Raw genomic sequence first — 18,656 nt, 5'->3', positions numbered from 1 at the left:
CTTTCGGCCCTTTCCCACATCCAAACCGCACATTCACTATGAATATTTTTGCAATACTTTCTGAGCTCGAGAAAACAGATCCGGAGGTTTTCGAACGCTTCGACTCGCGTCGCCGCGTGTTCAAACACATGACCGGCTTTGGTAAGACGCTGGCGGCTTCGGCGTTGCCTTTGGCGCTGGGCTCCATCTTCAACAAAGCCTACGGCCAGACGACTTCGGCCCCCAGCGTAAACGACGTACTCAACTTCGCCCTAAAGCTGGAGTATCTGGAATCATATTTCTACGATGCGGGCTTAGGCGTTGCCGGTTCCACGGCTACTGCCGCTCAGACCACTTTCCGGGCTCTGTTTAGCGCTACCAACCTGTCGGCCCTCGACAAGATTCGCACCGACGAAGCCAACCATGTAAAGTATCTGGCTACTGCGCTGGGTGCCAACGCGATCGCAGCTCCGGCGCGCACGCAATTTGACTTTACAGGCGGTAAGGGCTCTGGCACGGGTCCTTTCGCAGACGTATTCCTGAATCCAGCCACGTTCCTGGCAGTTGCGCAATCGCTGGAGGACACCGGGGTGCGGGCCTACAAAGGCGGTGCTCCTTATCTGATGAGCAACAAAGATGTATTGACAGCTGCGTTGAACATTCACTCAGTAGAAGCTCGTCACGCTTCGCGTCTGCGCACGATGCGCCGTGCTGGTGCTAACAACAACACGGCCTCTGCTGTAGCACCTGCTGGTACTACCGAAGCCGGCCGCAACGCATCGCCCAAAAGCTGGATTTCGGGCAAAGACAACGGCGGTGCCTCGCCAACCCAAACGGCGCCGATCTACGACGCCGGCACTGCTCCCTCTTACACTCCAACCGGTATTACATTTCCGGCTGAGGACAATGTAACCCAAGGCGGTGTAAACCTGCAAACGGCTCTGTCGTCGCTGAACTTCCCAACGCTGGCCTTTTCGGAAGCTTTCGATGAGCCTCTCCCCGTTCCTACGGTGTCGGCTATTGCCAGCACGTTCACGATTACGGGTAGCACGTTGTTTAGCTAATACGCAGCCCCTTTGTTTCCGCTTATTAAAAAGGACTGGTCTTCGGATCAGTCCTTTTTGTTTTGCCACCACGCAACCCTTTCCCGCGCGTGCCTCTCTTGTCGTTGGTGCATCCGAGTTTATCGGAGTATCTTTGTAGAGGCCGCTACGGGGCCAATTGCTTGCCAGTAACCTTTGCTGATGTCTGATTCTGCTTCTTTTGCGGACCGCGTGATGCGCCGCCGCTCCTTTTTTCGCGTGGCCGGTGCCACGGCCGTGACGTCCGCGCTGGTGCTGGCGGGCTGCGACACCAACACCCCGACGCCCGTTGCCACCGATCCTGTGTTGAGTTTGGGCAGCGGCGACACGGGCATTATGAACTACGCTTACCTGTTGGAACAGCTGGAAGCGGCATTCTACCAAAAAATCATCGACACGCCCCCTTCCGATCTGCGGACGGGCGAGTTGGCCTACCTCATCGACCTGCGCGATCACGAAGTCATTCACCGCGAGTTCTTCAAGTATGTTTTGGGCACTACCGATGCTATTCAAACGCAGGAATTCGATTTCAGCACGCTCACTCTCACAACCCGCGCGGGAGTGTTGGCAGCAGCCAAAACAATCGAAGATTTGGGCGTAGCCGCCTACAACGGCGTGGGCAAGTTGGTCGCTAACACCGTAGTACTGACCATGCTCAGCAAAATTTCGTCGGTGGAAGCCCGCCACGCCGCCCTGATCCGTGATTTGCAGCAACCCGGTGCGTTTGCCGACACTACCGTATCGCCGGTGAGCGGCGACGGCGCTGGCCTCGACCTGCTGCTGACACCGACGCAGGTACTCGAAGCGGCAAAGCCTTTTTTCAAAATCACCTATTCCGTTGCCAGCTTACCTACCTCGTAAGGGCGGTTTTCTTCTCCTATGAACATTCTGAAGCTACTGGCCGATCTGGCCGAAGTTGACCCGGAAATAACCGAACGCCTCAGTCCGCGCCGCGACGTACTCAACCGTTTAGGCAAGCTCAGCGGTAAAACGGCGGTGGCAGCCCTCCCGATGGCTTTTGGCACCCTGTTGCAACAAGCCTATGGCGGGCCCAAAGACACGATTTACGATGCCCTGCGTTTGGCGCTGACCCTGGAATACCTAGAGAGTGAATTTTACGGTCGGGCTCTGGGTGTATTGCCCAGCAACTCGCCCGTAGCAGCAGGACTCATTCCGGCAGATGCGCGAGCAGGCATCGAAACGATTTACCGCCACGAGCAGCAACACGTTGATACACTGAAGCTTGTAATTCAGTCTTCCGGTGGCGACTTGCCTGCTAAGCCCAACTTCGATTTTACGGGCAGCAAAAACGGCAGCCAGTCGGCACCGTTTGGCGACGTGTTTACCAACTTCGATACGTTTCTGAAAGTAGCCCAGACGCTGGAAGATACCGGCGTGCGGGCCTACAAAGGCCAAGTGGCCAACCTTGCTTACGACAACGCCATCGTCGAAGCTGCGGTGCGCATTCACAGCATGGAAGCACGGCATGCCTCCCACATTCGCACGTTGCGGCGCGGACGCGGGGCCAACGTCAAAAGCTGGATCAGCAGCAACGACGAGGTCATTACGGTGCCGGGCAAAACGGACGCGGCGTATGCTGGCGAAGAGTCTACTAAGCAGCTTGTAACCTTGGCCAGCTCCGATGGCTCGACCCGCAACATCTTGGTGCCCTTCGATAATTCGGGCAGCAGCCTGCCTATTGACATTGACAAAGTTGGTACGGCAATCTTAGTAAAAGTAGCCGAAGCCTTCGATGAGCCCCTGACGGCCGCCTCTGCTACGGCGGTGGCGTCGGCTTTCATTTTTTAACACCGAATTAACATAATTTATACAGTAAAGGGACGGCCAAAACCGTTCCTTTGTTGTTATACACAGCAAACGTTTGCTGAAGCAATTATTCTTCGAATAGTTGCACTGGCATGAGTATTTATTGTATATTTCAGTAGATCAGTTTTATGCCGCTCCTTGGTCGGAAGCCTTTTTACAGGGCAGCCGTATACGTACTGCAACCAACCACACTCAACCTTACACCCCGCTAGAAAACATTCTTATTACGATGCTGGAATACGCAAAAACCATCCTGCTCAAGGTCAGCTTCGACAAAATCTTATTCGAAAAGGAACTGCGCAAAGCCTTGCGCATGCTGGCCCCTACCGAGTTAGTCGAGTTGAAGGAATGGTGTTATCAACAATTTGCCCGGCTGTATCGCCGTATTTTAAATCGCGTGTTTACGCAATCTACCACGGCCTAATCCTAGACAACAAGGCCTCTTAACCAACAGCGCCGAACTGCTCAGAGCAGTTCGGCGCTGTTGGTTTCGCCCGGCCCGACAGGCTCCGGCCCGTCGGTTACGAACTGAATGTTACGTACCAAACCGGCATACCCCGTCCGCTTCATGGCCGATTGGCGGAACAGCTCCGAAAACAGCTCGTGCGTAATTTCCTGCCAATCGCTGGCACGCATTTCCTTGAGTTGCGGATGCGCGTTGAATTGTGGCTCGGCGTGCGGCTTGGCAAATCGATTCCAGGGGCACACATCCTGGCAGATGTCGCAGCCGAAGACCCAGTTGCCGAACTTCCCATTCACTTCGGTCGGGATCTGGTCTTTCAACTCAATGGTGAAGTAGCTGATACAACGGCTGCCGTCTACTACATAGGCTTCTGAAATAGCATCCGTTGGGCAGGCGTCCATACACTTGGTGCAGGTGCCGCAGTAGTCTTTGATGGGACCGTCGTATTCCAGTTCCAAATCCAAAATCAGCTCGGCGATGAAATAAAAGCTGCCTACGCCGGGCGTAATGAGGTTGCTGTTTTTACCGACCCACCCCAAGCCGCTTTTCTTCGCCCACACCTTGTCCATGACTGGCGCCGAATCGACGAACACGCGCCCACCGACTTCTCCGATTTCGGCCTGAATATCGGCTAGCAAGGTTTTGAGCTTGTCCTTTATAACAAAGTGATAATCACGACCATACGCATACTTACTGATTTTAAGCGTATCGTCGGGCTGTTGCTCATCTTGGGGCGGATAGTAGTTGAGCAACAGTGAGACCACCGACTTGGCGCCATCCACGAGCAGGCGCGGATCGAGGCGCTTGTCGAAGTGGTTGGCCATGTAGGCCATTTTGCCATTCATCTGGCGGCTAAGCCAGGTTTCGAGCCGTGGGGCTTCTTCTTCCAGAAACTCTGCCTTCGACACGCCGCAATACATAAAGCCCAGCTCCGCCGCGCGGCGCTTGATGAAGGCAGTATAAGCAGCAGTTGGGAGCATGACGACCAGAATGAGTGCGTAAAGATCGGCAGAAAGCCAGGCCGAAGCATTAGAGGCGCAGGAGCAAAAAGAAACGCGCCGGGGTTGCCGGCGCGTTCCATTATACACAAATACTTAATAATCAGTTATTTATACCTGCGAATCAAATAAGTCAGTAGTGTTGCCGCGCAAATGTTGGGGCATCAGCTTGCCCAGGTGCCGGTACGCTGCCTCGGTAGCCTCGCGGCCGCGCGACGTGCGCATGATGTAGCCTTCCTGAATCAGGAACGGCTCGTACACTTCCTCGATGGTTTCGGCTTCTTCGCCACACGCCGTGGCAATGGTGCTGATGCCCACGGGGCCACCCTTAAACTTATCGATAATGGTGGTCAGGATGCGCTTGTCCATGTCGTCGAGGCCGTGGTGGTCGACGTCAAGAGCGTTCAGGGCAAACTGCGCAATATCGACGGTGATGGTGCCGGTCCCTTTGATCTGGGCAAAGTCGCGGGTGCGGCGCAGCAGGTTGTTGGCGATACGCGGCGTACCCCGCGAACGACGGGCAATCTCAAAGGCCGCGTCGTCGTAAATCGGCGTGCCCAAAATTTCGGCCGAGCGCTTTACAATGGTGGTGAGCAGTTTCGAGTCGTAGTATTCCAGACGGGCATTGATGCCGAAGCGCGCCCGCAACGGAGCCGTTAGCAAACCCGACCGCGTGGTGGCGCCGATGAGCGTAAACGGCGAGAGCGAAATCTGCACCGAGCGCGCATTCGGACCCGAATCGAGCATGATGTCGATGCGGTAATCTTCCATCGCCGAGTACAGGTATTCTTCCACCACGGGGTTGAGGCGATGAATCTCGTCGATGAACAACACGTCGTGCGGCTCGAGGTTGGTGAGCAAACCCGCCAGATCGGAAGGCTTATCGAGCACCGGCCCCGACGTCATTTTGATGCCGGCACCTAGCTCGTTGGCAATGATGTGCGAGAGCGTCGTTTTGCCCAAGCCGGGAGGCCCGTGCAACAGCACGTGGTCGAGGGCATCGCCGCGCTGCTTGGCGGCGGCCACAAATACGCGCAGGTTATCCAGAATTTTCTCCTGCCCCGTGAAATCTTCGAAGCTAAGCGGGCGAAGGGCCTTGTCTATTTCTTTGTCGGTGGCGTCCATGTGGCTGCTGTCACCGGTCAGGTATGTTTCACGCATAAGACGGCGAAATTGAGAAGTTGGTAGCGGGAAGGTAACACCTAGAGCAAGGAAATAGCTCCGTTTTTAGCAAAAAATCTGTTCATATCGATGTTTTGCTATTTGCATTAGCAAAAACCAGTGTAAAACCTGGTTGCCTATGGTATTTTGGACGTTTTACTTAGGCTCAAGCTCCACCTTTCAACCTTAAAAGAAGCGCTTGGGAACGCGAATGCGCGCAAGCTCCGTTCTTTGCGTTCGTTTTTCTGATTTTTCTGCATGTTTTCGTCTGAGCAACCGCTGGTTTCCCTTCACAATCTTCCGCCCGATGCTTATCAGCGGCTGTCGCCTTGTTTGTCGCTGCTGGGCATGGCGTGCACGCACCTGTTCAGCCAATCGCACGGCCCCGTACCGGAGCATGTAACAGCGCTTACCGGCCTGAATAGCAGCGTAGTAGCCGACCTAAATGCCATCGACTCGACTCCGGTTCTGCAACAGCTGTTGCTACAACGGCCGTTGCGCCTCTACGATTTTGTGCTGGTCGGCCAGCTAAGTTTGCGCAGTCCCTTGGAAGGGCCGGTGCTGGCCTTTGTGCAGCACCAGATGCAAATCGATGGCACGCAGCTACAGACGTTGCTCTCGTACTGCCTGCACCTGAGCGAGCAATTGCAACATGCTCTGGAACAACACCTTGCCGGGCCGAGCGGAGCAGCAGCGCTGGCGCCTTTGCGCCGCCGACAGCAGCAATTACAAGCCGTGTTTACGCAATTTGAAGCAACCCTGCACCCGCAGTTGCCGTCCGTCGTGACGCTGGGTTTCGACGAGGCGCGCTTGCAAATGCTGCGGCTGGCCTTGCTGCTGGCCGAAACGCTGCCGCAATCCGAAACCGATCATCCGTTTGTGCAAGCGGTAGCTCGGCTGTCCAGCTTTCGGCCCGACGCCGTGGCGGCGCTGCTGGCTCGTTTCGGGGCCGTGCAGCCTAACGAACGACTGGGTCTTTCACTTCCCGAACTGACGCTGCTCTACCAAGCCATGCAAGTGTGCGGGCTAGTTTTTGTGTCGGATATCCTGAGCATTCTGGGGCTGGAAAACGCTTTTCCGACCGATGCAAAGTCCCCGACAACCTCCGCCGAGCCGCTCGGCACCAGCCGACAGGCGGTGGGGGCATTGGTAGCCGGTTTTACCAATTGGGTGCAGCGGGAGTTTGGCCACCAACCGCAGGTGCAGCAGGCCCGACAAGAGGTCGCAGCGCTCACCGATCTTTTATAACTAATTTATAATCAATATTTTATAAATGTATAGCAAAACCGAAGTTGCTCAGCTCCGACAGGCTTTCTGGACTACGTTCGGCCAGTATATGCTGCCCGTGCCCTCGGCGGAAGGTGTGCGCACCAACTGGATCAACTACAAAACGGGCCTCAAACACGTGCAGTTTCGGATGCACGCCGACGGTCGGCGCGCCGCCATCGCCATCGAGCTGACGCACCCCGATGCCGACATACGGGCCTTGTTTTTTGAGCAGTTTCAGGCGCTGAAAAATGTTTTGCACGAATCGGTGGGCGAGCCCTGGCAGTGGGTACCCGACGCGCTGGACGCCAACGGCCAGCCACTCGCCCGTATCTTCCGGGAGTTGCAGCCCGTCAACCTCTTCAACCGCGACGATTGGCCGCAACTAATCTCCTTTTTTAAGCCGCGCCTGATCGCGCTGGACGAGTTTTGGAGCAATGCGCAATACGCATTCGAAGACCTACGTTAGAATAACAATATTCTTAGATATACACTTATATTTAGCTCAACTGTATACGTTTTACAGGCCGCAACTGCCTTTCCACCACATATTCCGTTCCCTAAATCCTTACAGCTATGCTAAAACTACTTTGCTCAATTTGTTTGCTATCGCTCGTGGCCTTGGCGCCCGTCCATGCGCAAAAATCCACTTCCACGCCACGTTATCTGATGCTAGTGCGCGACCTAGATCTCGATGCTGGTGGTTTGGCAACCAAGCCGACCCTGACGGTAATTGAGGACGGAACTTTCACGACCGTCGAACTACCTACGCTTCGCGGCAGTACTTATTCGAAGAAGGTAGTTAATGCCTCCATGAGTGGCCGCATCGACTCCACTACAAACCTCCTCCGCCGCAACCGCTACGTCAGCAACCTGCTGTACCAGGCAGAAGTAAAAAAACTCAACGAACTGGGTACGCAGGGTTGGGTATTGGTGAACACCCTTCAGGAAGGAACCACGGTGCGCTATCTGTTGCAGAAAAACGAGGAAGCGCTCGGCCGGGCCGGCACGTCGTCCCGCTAACCATAGCTACTACTTCGCCCCTTTTTGCAAGCGCCTGCCCGAAAAATCGGGCAGGCGTTGTATTTATAAGTTATTGCTAATCAATCGTTTAACAAAACTTCAATTTCCAGGTACAGCCAATCCTCTTCCCAGGATTTGTGCACCAAGCGTGCCGTGATGTTTTTGCCAGCCTCCAACAGCCGCGCGACTGTTTCGTTGCGACCTTCGGGCAGGTAGCCAAGCCACACCGATGGCACCGAGTCGGTGGCTTCGGTATGTACTTGCACGGCCCAGTCGTCGTATTTGCTGTCGGCCTCGCGGATGAGTCGCAGAGGCTGCCCTAGGTACAAGCCGGGCTCGTGCTGTTTGAGGTTGGGGCGGTGCGTGGTGCCGGCCACAAGGCATTCGAGCAGCACGAGGGGAGCGGAGGCGTCGGCAGTGTTCATGGGGCCAAAATACAACGCTGCCGCAGATTTCCCTTTTTAGTTGCGGGGACTGTTGCACGTTTTCCCGAAAACCGGTTCTTTTGATTGCAATACCTGTTTCACGCGTTGCCTTATTCCGATGAATTTTCTGGATTCTGCTTTCCGTAACCCGACTAAGAAAACCGTTATCCTCATGGCTGCCGTTTGGCTGCTTGGCGTCGGGTTGCTGGGGTTTGCTACGGAAGGCTTTAGCCAAAGCAACGTGGGCATCTATTTCATGATCTTCTTTGGCCTGACTGCAGTTGTGCGAACGTTCGGCCGCTATCAGAAGGCCAAGCAGTAGGCCAGAATTTATTTGATCTCTCGAGGGCCAAGGGCGGCACTGTTTGTCGGGCCGAGAGAGGCTATACTTTTTTTGCGGTCGCAGAAAATCTGGTTTTCTTGCTGCATGAAAAAGCTCTACTATCTCCCCGCTTTACTGCTCGTAGCCATCTGCTCCTGGGCATTTTATCCGAAGCCAGCCGAAACCGGCAACAGCATGATGGTGATCAGCAACTTGTCGTTTGGCCTCAACGCACAAGCTTCCATCGTGACCATCAACCCCGATGGCACGCAGCAGGAAAAAGAAATCGATTTCAGCCGGGGCAGCGCCAAGCAGCTAGCCGCCAACACGACGGTAGTGCACAAAGCGGCCCTTGCCACCATCAACGAGTACACCCGCAACGGCTGGCGCTTGGTGAGCACGGCTCCCAATGGCGTAGCAACGGCGGGCACTACTGTTTTCAGTCAAACTATTTACCTGCTGCAGAAGCAGTAAGCATAGTATGTGCCATGCAAAAGGGCCGCCCTTAAATGGAGCGGCCCTTTTTTGTATCTTTTTGGCAAGAAAATTTTATTTAAATGCCTGAATACCAGTTATATCCGCACCTGTAATTAGCAGATGTACGTCGTGGGTGCCTTCGTAAGTGATTACCGACTCCAGGTTCATCATGTGGCGCATGATGGGATATTCGCCGGTGATGCCCATGCCGCCGTGAATCTGGCGGGCTTCGCGGGCTACCTGCAAGGCCATGTCCACGGAGTTGCGCTTGGCCATGGAAATCTGGGCCGAGGTGGCTTTGCCTTCATTTTTCAAAACCCCTAAGCGCCAAGCCATTAGCTGCGCCTTCGTGATTTCGGTGATCATTTCGGCGAGCTTCTTTTGCTGCAACTGAAACGAGGCAATGGGTTTGCCAAACTGCTCGCGCTGCAACGAATACTTCAGCGCCGATTCGTAGCAGTCGATGGCGGCCCCGATGGCGCCCCACGCAATGCCAAAACGGGCCGAGTCGAGGCAGCTCAGCGGACCTTTGAGGCCTTCGATGTTGGGCAGCACGTTTTCCTTCGGAATGCGCACGTTGTCGAACACCAGCTCGCCGGTGCAGGAAGCGCGCAGGCTCCATTTGTTGTGAATTTCGGGGGTCGTGAAGCCTTCCATGCCGCGCTCCACGATCACGCCTTTCACGCGGCCTTGTTCGTTTTTGGCCCAAACCACCGCAATTTGGCATTCGGGCGAGTTCGAAATCCAGAGCTTAGCGCCGTTGAGCAGGTAATAATCGCCCTTGTCTTCGAGCTTGGTAACCATGCCGGCGGGGTTGGAGCCGTGGTCGGGTTCGGTGAGGCCGAAGCAGCCGAGCCACTCGCCGGAGGCCAGCTTGGGCAAGTACTTGCGGCGCTGTTCTTCGGAGCCGTACTGGTAAATCGGGAACATCACCAGCGAGCCCTGCACCGAGGCCGTAGAGCGCATGCCGGAGTCGCCGCGCTCGATCTCCTGCATGATCAGGCCGTAGCTGATGTAGTCGAGGCCACCCCCGCCGTATTCGACCGGAATGGTCGGGCCGAATGCGCCCACGTCGCCAAACTTGCGCACGATTTCGGAAGGAAAATGCGCATCCTGCGCCCATTTTTCGATGCTGGGCGAGATTTCGCGTTTCACAAAGTCGCGGATGCTCTGGCGGATGAGCTTGTGCTCTTCGGTGAGCAGGCCGTCGAGGTCGAAATAATCGGTGAAGCCGGCGGCGTTGGTCGAGCCGTGGTGCTGGCTGGCTTTGGCCTTAGGCGAGAGAACGTCGGATTGCGATGACATAGCGATGGGGTGGGTGGGCAATGATTCCAAAGATAGAATATTTGCCTCGGACAACAGGCCCTGGCCGGGGTTGGTTCGGCCGCCGGTGCTGTGCTGACGGGCGGGGCTATTCACTTTCCGTTTTCTGCCGTACAGTGCTTTTGTCAACCCATCCCACCCGTCCCAATGAGCCACGCGAAGAAACTCAACGAACTCGAAGCCACGGCGATTTGCGGCAACGACATTTCTTCCTCCTGCCTGTACGTGTCGGCGTTGGCCATTGCCTACGCCGGCCAGTACGCTTGGCTGGCGCTGATTTTGGTAGGTGCCGTGCTGTTTTTGTTTCGCAAAATTTACGGCGAAGTCGTGGGCGCGCTGCCGCTCAACGGGGGCGCTTACAACGTGCTGCTCAACACCACCAGCAAGCGCAACGCCGCTGTAGCAGCCTGCCTAACCATCCTTTCCTACATGGCCACGGCCGTGATTTCGGCCAGCGAAGCCATGCACTACTTGCACAATTTGTGGAGCGCGCTGCCCATCCAAACGGCCACTATCGGCCTGCTGGGGCTGTTTCTGCTGCTCACAATTATGGGCATATCGGAGTCGGCGAAGGTGGCGGTGGCTATTTTCCTCACGCACATTGTGTCGCTAACGCTGCTAGTGGGCTTTGCGGCGTGGTTCTTATTCACACAAGGATTTGATAATCTGCATTTTAACTTTAGCGGCTCAATCAAAGGCGGCAGCCTGCCCACCGCTCTTTTTTATGGTTTCAGCGCGGCCATGTTGGGCATTTCGGGCTTCGAGAGTTCGGCTAACTTCGTGGAAGAGCAGGCGCCTGGCGTTTTTCAGAAAACCCTGCGCAACATGTGGGTCGTGGTGAGTGTGTTCAACCCCCTGATTGCTTTTCTGGCCATTGCGGCGCTGCCCCTGGCCGAGGTCGGGACGCATACCGAAACGTTGTTGTCGTACATGGGCACCAAGACGGGCGGCCCGTGGCTGGGCATGCTAATCTCGGTGGACGCGGTAGCTGTGCTCAGCGGGGCGGTGCTGACGTCTTTTGTGGGCGTCAGCGGCCTGATGCAGCGCATGGCCCTCGACCGCATTCTGCCCCAGGCCTTTCTGAAAGAAAACCGGCGCAAAAGCAACTACATCATTCTCATTACCTTCTTCGTGCTGTGCATTTCGGTGCTCCTCATCACGCAGGGCGAACTAGGGCCGCTGGCGGGCGTGTACACCATCTCGTTTCTGTCGGTGATGGCGTTCTTTGCCATTGGCAATTTTCTGTTGAAAAGTAAGCGGCCCAAGCTCCCACGGCCCGTGTACGCGGGCATTGTAACCGTAGCCCTGGCGCTAGCAGGCGTGCTAACGGCGCTGTATGGCAACATCAAGATTCACCCCGATTACTTGGTGGTGTTTCTGCAATACTTTGTGCCTGCCATCGTGATCGTGTATGTAATGCTCAATCGCATGGCCATTCTCAATTTGGCCCTGATCGCGGCCGAGTCGCTGGCCGAGCACCTGCCCCGGTTTTCGCGGGTGAGCCGCGTGGTGGTGCGGCGGCAGCTGCGCGAGCTGGCCAAGCAGGAATTCGTGTTTTTCACCAAAGGCGACAACGTGGCGAACCTGAATAAGGTGATGACCTACGTAGTGGAAAACGAGTTTACCAACCGCCTAAAAATCGTGACGCTGCTCAAGGACGGCGAACGCTACTCGGAAGAATTGCTCACCGACATCGACGTGCTTGACCGCGCCTACGACCAAATCGAAGTGGAATTTGTCTCCCTCAACGGCGAATTCGGTCCGGAACTCATCAACAAGCTGTCCTACGAGTGGCAAATCCCCAAGAACTTCATGTTCATCGGCTCCCCCGGCGACCGCTTCCCGTATCAAATCTCCGAACTGGGTGGCGTTAGGCTAATTATATGATCATCAATACATTATGATAAAATAAAAAATAAGGTCCGCGCTAAGTATTTAGCGCGGACCTTATTTTTTTGTGCAGCCTACAACAGCAGCGCTGTTAGAAATGCAGGTTCAACGACGCCAGAAAATTGCGCGGCGCTTGTGGGTAGTGATAGTTGAAATACTGCGCCTGCCCGCCTTCGATGTAGCCGTAGGTATAGCCGTTGCTCTCGTATCGGGTGCTGAAGATGTTATTCACCAGCAGCGCCACTTCCACGTTGCGCAGCCCTAGTTTTCCGGGCTGGAAAGCGTACCGCAAGCGCAGATCATTGACAAAATACGAGTCGATGCTGCGGTCGTTGGAAGCGGTGTTGTCGAGGTATTGCTTGCCTACGTATTTGCTCAGCACCGCCAAGCGTAACCCGCTCACCGGCTGGTACTCAAGCGTATTGCCCACTATCACGGCCGGCGAGAAAGAAATATCCGTTTCGCGATAGCGCGTGGCTGCTTCGCCGCCGTTGTCGTAGTCGGCGAGGTAGTCGATGTAGTTCTTGATTTTGTTGCGGCTAAACGTCGCGTTTGCGCTTATGGTGAGTTGCTTAGCCACCTGGGCAGCGCTGGTTAGCTCTACGCCCGTGCGGTAGCTGTCGCGCACGTTGTTGTGAATGGGGTTGCCCACGTCATCTAGCTTGCCCGACAGCACCAGTTGGTTGCGATAAAGCATCAGATAATAGTTGGCCGACCACTGGAAAACGCCCGCGTTGCGCCGCAAACCGGCTTCTACGTTTTGCAGCTTCTCCGAAACCGGTCGCCGCTCAGCGGGCGTATCGGTATAGTCGGTGCGGGTAGGCTCGCGTTGGGCAACGGCGTACGAGGCGTATGCCGTAATGCTGTGCGGTAAAATATACGTGAGCCCGGCTTTGGGATTAAAAAAGTGGAAATACGTGCTCTGCTGCCCCTTTTCGCCGCTGGCGAGCGGACCAAAGAAAGTGTACTTCACGTAACGGTATTGCAGATCGACAAACGCACTTAGCGGTTCAGCCAACTGATAAACGGCTCGTGCATAGCCATTTGCATCCGTCTTGAGGGCGTTCGGCTCGCTGTAGTAGCGGTAACCCGATTCGGGAATATTCAGGCCGTATTGCGCCCACGTCAGCTCGTCGAAGTGCTGCCCGCGGTAGCCGATGGTCGCGCCGCCGAGCGTAAGTTCGGTCAGGCGGCCCGTTTCGGGGCGGTATTGCAGGGAGTAGGTGGCACCGTACAAATCCGTTTTGAGCCAGCGCCGACGAATGACATCCGTGGAGGTAATCGTATCGAGCCCCCCCGCCGCACGCGCCGCGTACACGGGACCGCTAATGCCGTATTTGGCAAAATCCTGACCCACTTTATACTCCTCGTAGTAGCCGCCGCCCCGCGTCCAGAAAGGCGTGACGCTTAAGTTCCAGTTCGGCCCAAACTGATGAGAGACAAGCAGTTGGTAATAATCCTGTTGGTAGTTATCGGTTTGGTTGCGATACGCAGGGAAGTGCTGCCCGTAATCGGTGCCGGCTTCGTTTAAACGGCGCTTTTTGGTCAGCAGCGAATCGGCCAAACCGTACCAGGCCTGGCCGGTTTTTTCGCGCCCGGTCAGGACCATGGCGCGTACCAGCGTGTTTTTGCCCGAATACGTGCCCGCCAAATACAACGACCCCAGCCGCGAAGCTGACCGATCTACATAACCCTCTGACTGCAAACGCGATACGCGCGCATCCAGTGTAAAGTGGCTATTAATCAGGCCGGTACCGGCGGCGATGGTGCTTTTCCAGGTGCCATACGAGCCGGCCGAATTGTTGACGTCGGCGTAGGGCTGCGTGCGCAAACCGGTAGTTTCGACGTTCAGGCTGGCACCAAACGCGCCCGCGCCGTTGGTGCTGGTGCCCACGCCGCGCTGCACCTGAATGCTTTGCACCGAAGAAGCCAGATCGGGCAAATCAACGAAAAACACACCGTGCGATTCTGCTTCGTTGACCGGCACCCCGTTGAGCGTCACGTTGATACGCGTGTTGTCGGTGCCACGCACCCGAATGCCGGTGTAGCCTACACCTGTGCCGCCATCCGAATTAACCACCACGGAAGGCGTCTGGTCGAGCAGGTACGGCAGGTCCTGCCCAAAATTGCGGGCCTGAAGCTGCTCATTCGACACGTTGGTATAGGTGGTGCCGGTTTTCTCGTTGGCGCGCGTAGCCGTCACAACGGCCTCACCGGTCACGAAGTCGGCGGGAGCCAAGGCCAACCGCACTTGCTGCGCGGCTGGCTGGCCTTGCACTGCTTGCACCAGCTGCCGGTAGCCGATGAATGAAATGCGCAGCTCGTGCGCCCCGGCAGGCACCGCAGGCAGCGTAAACGCGCCGCTGGCGTCGGTGGCGGCGCCGGTCGCAGTGCCGTCGAGCACGATGCTCGCACCGGGCAATGCAGCCCCCGTGCGGGCGTCGGTAATGGAGCCGGACACGGGGCCTTGCGCCCATGCCGTGGTCAGAGGCAACGCTAGCAGCGCGGCTCCGAAACCCAGTACTTTTTTCAAGTGGTAAAAATGGAAAGGTGGAACGGACCCAACGCCAGGGGTCGGCGCAACAGGTTGTACGTTCGCGGATCGTTTGTTCCCTTCGCCGGCATTACCCGGATCAGGTTCAATGGGTATGATCTCAGCCCGGCCGATTCCATCTGAAATTCCGGGCACCCCTAAACTCTGTTGCAAAGCTAGAGCCTGCCTGGGCCAGTTCCAAACTACCGGCCCGTATACTTTACTTTCGCTTGAGAATCAACTATCTTAGGAGATAAGATATACCGCAGGGAGGCGAAGCGAAAAGCATGATTTTGCGAAAACAACTCTGCCCCCGGCATCGTTATCTCAGCAGCGCTCGTCGGATTTACGCTATTGTCGACTTACACTTCGCCTCGCCATGATCAGCCTTGTTTATACGCTCGTGGTCCTTGCCATTCTGGCCTACTTCATGGTGATTCCGCGCCGTCGTTTTCAACGTCCGCCTTACCCGGACAACGACGACGATGGCGGCGAACCACTGGATGATGGCCTCCCCGACCTGGATTTGCCCCCTGGCATTACACGCCCCATCAACGATTGGGAGCCCGATTACAACCGCCGCCCCAAATCGCCCGTTCAGCCTTCAGAGCCAATGCTCTTATAACTATTTAACTAACAAACACTTACAAAAACGCGACCCTCTTTACCTTTTGCCTTCTGTTCATCGTGGCTGAAACAGAAGCAAAGTAGAGAGGGTCGCGCTTGTGTGTGGGAAGCAGACTACGGGAGACTTTTGCGCATTCGCACGTACGGAATCGGGCCTTTGTAAAACCTTTCGCCTTCCACAGCCATCCCAAACCGCTGGTAAAACGCGGCCGCTTCGGCCCGCGCATCACACCAGATCGTGCGGGCGCCCAAGCGCCGCGCTTCCTGCAAGGTATGCGTAAGCAACGCAGAACCAATGCCTTGGCGCTGGCAATCGGGCTGCGTGGCAAACTTGCGAAAGCGCGCCTCGTCGCCCTCCAAAAACAACGAAATCACCGACACCAACTCCTCGCCGCGAATAGCGCCGTAGTGATACCCCTCTGCATCTTCCGCGATCATGACGTAGCTCTGCGACTTGTCGGGCCACAAGACTGAGTGCCGCAAATCATAAGTATCCTCCGGGTATATGCTTTTGATTATCAAATCTATATGCATTTTAAAACTAAAGCTAGAAAGCTAAGCTCCCCTCCTTTTTTCAAGGAGGGGCTGGGGGTGGTAAAACGGTTAGAACGACAGCTAGACCTAATTTTTAACTCTAGCCCAACCACCCCCAGCCCCTCCTTGAAAAAAGGAGGGGAGCTCAGCTTTCTAGCTTTTAGCTGATGGCTTTATACTACGGTGATGTCGTAGTTGGCGGAAAAACTCTGGCCGGGCGCCAGGGTCATAATACCCTCTTTATCAGCCAGTTCTTGCACTTCGCCTACTGCGCTGGCCACGCCGTGCCACGGCTCAATGCACACAAATGAAGCGCCTTCGCCTTTGGTCCAGAGGCCGAGGTAGGGAAAACCATCAAACCGCATCCGAACGCTGCGATCGGAGCGGAAGCTGCGCAAAGTGATGTGCGTAAAATCGTAGTGTTTGAGCACCAACGCGTCTTGCTCAAAAAGCTGGTAAGTCAACGGCAGCTCCGTTTGCTCACGAAGCACGGTTTCGGTTTGGCCGTTGAGCAGGCCGCCTTCTAGCACATGTCGCTCGACAGTGACAGGGTGATCGAAGTGGAAAAAGTAATCCTCGAACTTCTCTTCTTCCTCCAATATCGGGCACCGAAACGCCGGGTGCGCGCCAATGCTGAACAGCAAATCCTGATCGGCAGCCGGGTTTTGCACGTCCCAACCTACGGTAAGCGTGCGGTCGTGGAGCTGGTAGGTGATGGCCAAGCGGAAATCGAACGGATACACAGCGCGAGTTTGTTCGTCGGCGCGCAGCTCGAAGCGCAGTTGCGTGGGCGTCTGGCGCACCAAGGCAAACTCGCGGTCGCGGGCAAAACCGTGCTGCGACAGCTTGTAGCTCTGGCCGTTATACAAATACGTGTCCTGTGGCAAGCGCCCGACAATCGGGAACAGCACCGGCGCGTGGCGGCCCCAAATGGCTGGGTCGGCCTGCCACATGTACTCCAGCTCAGCGCGTTCGTCGACGCTTTTGCGGATAAAGCTGCTTAGCTCCGCACCGTGCGAATTTACGCTTACGCGGCAGAGGTCGTTTTCGAGGGTGTAGGTCATGGTGGGCTTAACGAAAATTGCGGGGCTTGGTGAGGCGCATCCCTATACTTTTAGCAACTCATCGACCAAGCGGCAAGCCTGCTCTAGGCGCTGTTCCGGCGTGCCGCTGACCTCCGCAAAATGAGCGTGTAGCTGGCGCAGCTCCTGCTGATAGACGGCAAAGAAATGGTGACGCAGGTGCGGATGCTCGCGCAAGGGGTCGGCTTCCCAGGGCAGATCCACGTTCAGCAGCAACACCAAGTCGTAGTGGCGCTGCTGAATTTCGTCCTTGATCCACTCGGGGCAATGCCCAAAGGCATGTTCTGCCCACACCTTGATCACCAACAAATCGGTGTCGCAGAAGAGGATACGCGAAGCCCCGGCCGCTGCTACTTCTTCGGTGGCGAGCTGGCCGTGGGCGATGGCCTCCAGGTCATCAAGGGTGTAGTGCGGTCCGCGCTCTTCCAGGTATTTGCGGGCGTATTCGGGAGCCCAGGTGGTGTGGTAGTGCTCGGCCAAATGGCGGCTAAGAGTTGTTTTGCCCGTCGATTCGGGGCCAGTAAGAGCGACGCGCAGCATAGGCCAAGATACGTTTTGGGCGGCCAGAAGTTAATTTGCTACTGCGCTTTGCGCCGCCAGTTGCTCCTTGCGCATGGTTTTGCGCCATTCGAAGTAGCCATAAATCGCCAGCACCAGGTACACAGCGTACAGCCCACTGACCGAGTACAGATGCTTATACCATAGAATGGGCACATAAATAACATCCACCATTATCCACAACAGCCAGTTTTCCAGTCGCTTACGCGTAAGTTGATACTGTGCCACGAGGCTGCCAGCAGTGGTAAAGCTATCCCAGTAGGGTACGGAATCATCCGTGTAATGGTGTAAATAATATCCGTACGCGACAGTGAACCCGACGGCTACTAGTACCAGCCAGGCCCACTCTACCAACCGGGTGCGTGAAACTGGCAACTCGGTTTTGCGAGCACCGCCGTAAAGCCATTCGTACCAACCGTAGACACTCATGGCAATAAAAAATACCTGCAAACCCTGATCGGCATACAAGTGGACGCGGTGATAAACCACTACGAAGAGTGCGCAGCTAAATATTGCCACCGGAAAATTCCAGATCGATTCTTTGGCCGCCAGCCACACGCAGGCCAGCCCGGTGAGCACGGCTACCCACTCCAACGGAGTGTTGCCGGCGGCAGAAGTCCAAAACTCGTAGAGCGAATGCAGCAAGACCAGAAGTTCAGAGGATGAAGCGTTGCCCGCCACACCAGCGGTCGGGCAACGCCAAAGCTAACGAGCCACGGACTATTTTTGCCTTTGCAACCGCTTTTTCCTTTGTCCATGCTCCCCGAACTTACGCCCGAAGACCTGCACGCTCGCCTTCAAAACGGCGAATCCATTCAGCTCATCGACGTGCGCGAGCCAGAAGAATACGAGTATTGCCAACTATCAGACAGTCAATTGATTAGCTTAAGCGATTTGCCACAGCATATCGAGGAGATCGCCACCGACCGGCCCGTCGTGCTAATCTGCCACCACGGTGTGCGGTCGGCGCAGGCGCTGGCTTATCTTCAGCATCGTCATGGCTTTACGAACCTGCTCAACCTGCGCGGCGGCATTCACGCGTGGTCCGTACGCGTCGATTCTTCGGTGCCTATCTATTAATTGGCT

The 18,656-nt window shown here is 55.9% G+C and carries 21 protein-coding genes and 1 riboswitch; of the genes, 12 read left to right on the top strand and 9 right to left on the bottom strand.

Going from position 1 to position 18,656, the window contains the following annotated elements:
* Window positions 1-38: 38 nt before the first annotated feature.
* From FHG12_RS12350 to FHG12_RS12335, 4 genes are all read left to right on the top strand, one after another.
* The gene (locus tag FHG12_RS12350; RefSeq protein ID WP_139516019.1) at window positions 39-1,043 is read left to right on the top strand and encodes a ferritin-like domain-containing protein; all 1,005 of its coding nucleotides are present in this window, start codon (window positions 39-41) and stop codon (window positions 1,041-1,043) included.
* 180 nt (window positions 1,044-1,223) lie between these two features.
* Window positions 1,224-1,922, top strand: a complete 699-nt coding sequence (locus tag FHG12_RS12345; RefSeq protein WP_139516018.1) for a ferritin-like domain-containing protein — start codon at window positions 1,224-1,226, stop codon at window positions 1,920-1,922.
* Window positions 1,923-1,940: 18 nt separating this feature from the next.
* A complete protein-coding gene (locus FHG12_RS12340; RefSeq protein WP_139516017.1) occupies window positions 1,941-2,870 on the top strand; it encodes a ferritin-like domain-containing protein in 930 nt (309 codons plus the stop codon).
* A gap of 247 nt (window positions 2,871-3,117) precedes the next feature.
* Complete coding sequence (locus FHG12_RS12335; protein ID WP_139517790.1) at window positions 3,118-3,312, top strand: hypothetical protein; 195 nt, start codon at window positions 3,118-3,120, stop codon at window positions 3,310-3,312.
* 41 nt (window positions 3,313-3,353) lie between these two features.
* Here FHG12_RS12335 and queG read toward each other — a convergent pair whose 3' ends face one another.
* Both queG and ruvB read right to left on the bottom strand, forming a co-directional pair.
* Window positions 3,354-4,331 carry a tRNA epoxyqueuosine(34) reductase QueG gene (queG, locus tag FHG12_RS12330; RefSeq protein ID WP_139516016.1) on the bottom strand — a complete coding sequence of 326 codons (978 nt, stop codon included), beginning with the start codon at window positions 4,329-4,331 and terminating at the stop codon, window positions 3,354-3,356.
* 129 nt (window positions 4,332-4,460) lie between these two features.
* The gene (gene ruvB, locus FHG12_RS12325; protein ID WP_139516015.1) at window positions 4,461-5,510 is read right to left on the bottom strand and encodes a Holliday junction branch migration DNA helicase RuvB; all 1,050 of its coding nucleotides are present in this window, start codon (window positions 5,508-5,510) and stop codon (window positions 4,461-4,463) included.
* A 258-nt stretch (window positions 5,511-5,768) separates the two neighbouring features.
* On the opposite strand from ruvB, the gene FHG12_RS12320 reads away from it, so the two are divergent.
* The 3 genes from FHG12_RS12320 (at window position 5,769) to FHG12_RS12310 (ending at window position 7,799) form a co-directional block, all read left to right on the top strand.
* On the top strand, window positions 5,769-6,758 hold the full coding sequence (locus FHG12_RS12320; RefSeq protein ID WP_139516014.1) for a hypothetical protein: 990 nt from the start codon (window positions 5,769-5,771) through the stop codon (window positions 6,756-6,758).
* A 25-nt stretch (window positions 6,759-6,783) separates the two neighbouring features.
* The gene (locus FHG12_RS12315) at window positions 6,784-7,245 is read left to right on the top strand and encodes a DUF4268 domain-containing protein (protein ID WP_139516013.1); all 462 of its coding nucleotides are present in this window, start codon (window positions 6,784-6,786) and stop codon (window positions 7,243-7,245) included.
* Between the two features lie 134 nt (window positions 7,246-7,379).
* A complete protein-coding gene (locus FHG12_RS12310; RefSeq protein WP_139516012.1) occupies window positions 7,380-7,799 on the top strand; it encodes a hypothetical protein in 420 nt (139 codons plus the stop codon).
* An 80-nt stretch (window positions 7,800-7,879) separates the two neighbouring features.
* Here the strand turns inward: FHG12_RS12310 and FHG12_RS12305 are convergent, their stop codons facing one another.
* Complete coding sequence (locus FHG12_RS12305) at window positions 7,880-8,224, bottom strand: HIRAN domain-containing protein (RefSeq protein WP_139516011.1); 345 nt, start codon at window positions 8,222-8,224, stop codon at window positions 7,880-7,882.
* A gap of 118 nt (window positions 8,225-8,342) precedes the next feature.
* On the opposite strand from FHG12_RS12305, the gene FHG12_RS12300 reads away from it, so the two are divergent.
* Together FHG12_RS12300 and FHG12_RS12295 are read left to right on the top strand one after the other, a co-directional pair.
* Window positions 8,343-8,546 (top strand): hypothetical protein, encoded by a 204-nt coding sequence (locus FHG12_RS12300; protein ID WP_139516010.1) that lies wholly within the window; start codon window positions 8,343-8,345, stop codon window positions 8,544-8,546.
* Between the two features lie 105 nt (window positions 8,547-8,651).
* On the top strand, window positions 8,652-9,020 hold the full coding sequence (locus FHG12_RS12295) for a hypothetical protein (RefSeq protein WP_139516009.1): 369 nt from the start codon (window positions 8,652-8,654) through the stop codon (window positions 9,018-9,020).
* A 75-nt stretch (window positions 9,021-9,095) separates the two neighbouring features.
* Here the strand turns inward: FHG12_RS12295 and FHG12_RS12290 are convergent, their stop codons facing one another.
* Entirely contained in the window at window positions 9,096-10,328 is a 1,233-nt protein-coding gene (locus FHG12_RS12290) for an acyl-CoA dehydrogenase family protein (protein ID WP_139516008.1), read from the bottom strand.
* Window positions 10,329-10,493: 165 nt separating this feature from the next.
* Here FHG12_RS12290 and FHG12_RS12285 point away from each other — a divergent pair, with 165 nt between their 5' ends.
* Window positions 10,494-12,233 (top strand): APC family permease, encoded by a 1,740-nt coding sequence (locus tag FHG12_RS12285; RefSeq protein WP_139516007.1) that lies wholly within the window; start codon window positions 10,494-10,496, stop codon window positions 12,231-12,233.
* Window positions 12,234-12,327: 94 nt separating this feature from the next.
* Here the strand turns inward: FHG12_RS12285 and FHG12_RS12280 are convergent, their stop codons facing one another.
* Window positions 12,328-14,769, bottom strand: a complete 2,442-nt coding sequence (locus FHG12_RS12280; RefSeq protein ID WP_139516006.1) for a TonB-dependent receptor — start codon at window positions 14,767-14,769, stop codon at window positions 12,328-12,330.
* Window positions 14,770-14,827: 58 nt separating this feature from the next.
* A riboswitch (TPP riboswitch) is annotated at window positions 14,828-14,939 on the bottom strand.
* 209 nt (window positions 14,940-15,148) lie between these two features.
* Between FHG12_RS12280 and FHG12_RS12275 the strand changes: the two genes are divergently transcribed.
* The gene (locus FHG12_RS12275; protein ID WP_139516005.1) at window positions 15,149-15,394 is read left to right on the top strand and encodes a hypothetical protein; all 246 of its coding nucleotides are present in this window, start codon (window positions 15,149-15,151) and stop codon (window positions 15,392-15,394) included.
* A 116-nt stretch (window positions 15,395-15,510) separates the two neighbouring features.
* On the opposite strand, the gene FHG12_RS12270 is transcribed toward FHG12_RS12275, so the two are convergent.
* The 4 genes from FHG12_RS12270 to pnuC form a co-directional block, all read right to left on the bottom strand.
* Window positions 15,511-15,879, bottom strand: a complete 369-nt coding sequence (locus tag FHG12_RS12270) for a GNAT family N-acetyltransferase (RefSeq protein ID WP_317129669.1) — start codon at window positions 15,877-15,879, stop codon at window positions 15,511-15,513.
* Window positions 15,880-16,103: 224 nt separating this feature from the next.
* Window positions 16,104-16,994, bottom strand: a complete 891-nt coding sequence (locus FHG12_RS12265) for an aldose 1-epimerase family protein (RefSeq protein ID WP_139516003.1) — start codon at window positions 16,992-16,994, stop codon at window positions 16,104-16,106.
* A 42-nt stretch (window positions 16,995-17,036) separates the two neighbouring features.
* Window positions 17,037-17,552 (bottom strand): AAA family ATPase, encoded by a 516-nt coding sequence (locus FHG12_RS12260; RefSeq protein WP_139516002.1) that lies wholly within the window; start codon window positions 17,550-17,552, stop codon window positions 17,037-17,039.
* Between the two features lie 30 nt (window positions 17,553-17,582).
* Complete coding sequence (gene pnuC, locus FHG12_RS12255; protein ID WP_165699380.1) at window positions 17,583-18,215, bottom strand: nicotinamide riboside transporter PnuC; 633 nt, start codon at window positions 18,213-18,215, stop codon at window positions 17,583-17,585.
* 111 nt (window positions 18,216-18,326) lie between these two features.
* On the opposite strand from pnuC, the gene FHG12_RS12250 reads away from it, so the two are divergent.
* Window positions 18,327-18,650, top strand: coding sequence for a rhodanese-like domain-containing protein (locus FHG12_RS12250; RefSeq protein ID WP_139516000.1), 324 nt, complete (start codon window positions 18,327-18,329; stop codon window positions 18,648-18,650).
* The last annotated feature ends 6 nt before the right edge of the window (window positions 18,651-18,656 follow it).

Source organism: Hymenobacter jejuensis (genome assembly GCF_006337165.1).
Lineage (GTDB): Bacteria > Bacteroidota > Bacteroidia > Cytophagales > Hymenobacteraceae > Hymenobacter > Hymenobacter jejuensis.
This window is presented reverse-complemented; position numbering and strand designations above follow the sequence as displayed.

Coding starts and splice junctions, on each gene's coding strand:
- FHG12_RS12350 (WP_139516019.1), top strand. CDS start 39: ATGAATATTTTTGCAATACTTTCTGAGCTCGAGAAAACAGATCCGGAG.
- FHG12_RS12345 (WP_139516018.1), top strand. CDS start 1,224: ATGTCTGATTCTGCTTCTTTTGCGGACCGCGTGATGCGCCGCCGCTCC.
- FHG12_RS12340 (WP_139516017.1), top strand. CDS start 1,941: ATGAACATTCTGAAGCTACTGGCCGATCTGGCCGAAGTTGACCCGGAA.
- FHG12_RS12335 (WP_139517790.1), top strand. CDS start 3,118: ATGCTGGAATACGCAAAAACCATCCTGCTCAAGGTCAGCTTCGACAAA.
- queG (WP_139516016.1), bottom strand. CDS start 4,331: ATGCTCCCAACTGCTGCTTATACTGCCTTCATCAAGCGCCGCGCGGCG.
- ruvB (WP_139516015.1), bottom strand. CDS start 5,510: ATGCGTGAAACATACCTGACCGGTGACAGCAGCCACATGGACGCCACC.
- FHG12_RS12320 (WP_139516014.1), top strand. CDS start 5,769: ATGTTTTCGTCTGAGCAACCGCTGGTTTCCCTTCACAATCTTCCGCCC.
- FHG12_RS12315 (WP_139516013.1), top strand. CDS start 6,784: ATGTATAGCAAAACCGAAGTTGCTCAGCTCCGACAGGCTTTCTGGACT.
- FHG12_RS12305 (WP_139516011.1), bottom strand. CDS start 8,224: ATGAACACTGCCGACGCCTCCGCTCCCCTCGTGCTGCTCGAATGCCTT.
- FHG12_RS12300 (WP_139516010.1), top strand. CDS start 8,343: ATGAATTTTCTGGATTCTGCTTTCCGTAACCCGACTAAGAAAACCGTT.
- FHG12_RS12295 (WP_139516009.1), top strand. CDS start 8,652: ATGAAAAAGCTCTACTATCTCCCCGCTTTACTGCTCGTAGCCATCTGC.
- FHG12_RS12290 (WP_139516008.1), bottom strand. CDS start 10,328: ATGTCATCGCAATCCGACGTTCTCTCGCCTAAGGCCAAAGCCAGCCAG.
- FHG12_RS12285 (WP_139516007.1), top strand. CDS start 10,494: ATGAGCCACGCGAAGAAACTCAACGAACTCGAAGCCACGGCGATTTGC.
- FHG12_RS12275 (WP_139516005.1), top strand. CDS start 15,149: ATGATCAGCCTTGTTTATACGCTCGTGGTCCTTGCCATTCTGGCCTAC.
- FHG12_RS12265 (WP_139516003.1), bottom strand. CDS start 16,994: ATGACCTACACCCTCGAAAACGACCTCTGCCGCGTAAGCGTAAATTCG.
- FHG12_RS12260 (WP_139516002.1), bottom strand. CDS start 17,552: ATGCTGCGCGTCGCTCTTACTGGCCCCGAATCGACGGGCAAAACAACT.
- FHG12_RS12250 (WP_139516000.1), top strand. CDS start 18,327: ATGCTCCCCGAACTTACGCCCGAAGACCTGCACGCTCGCCTTCAAAAC.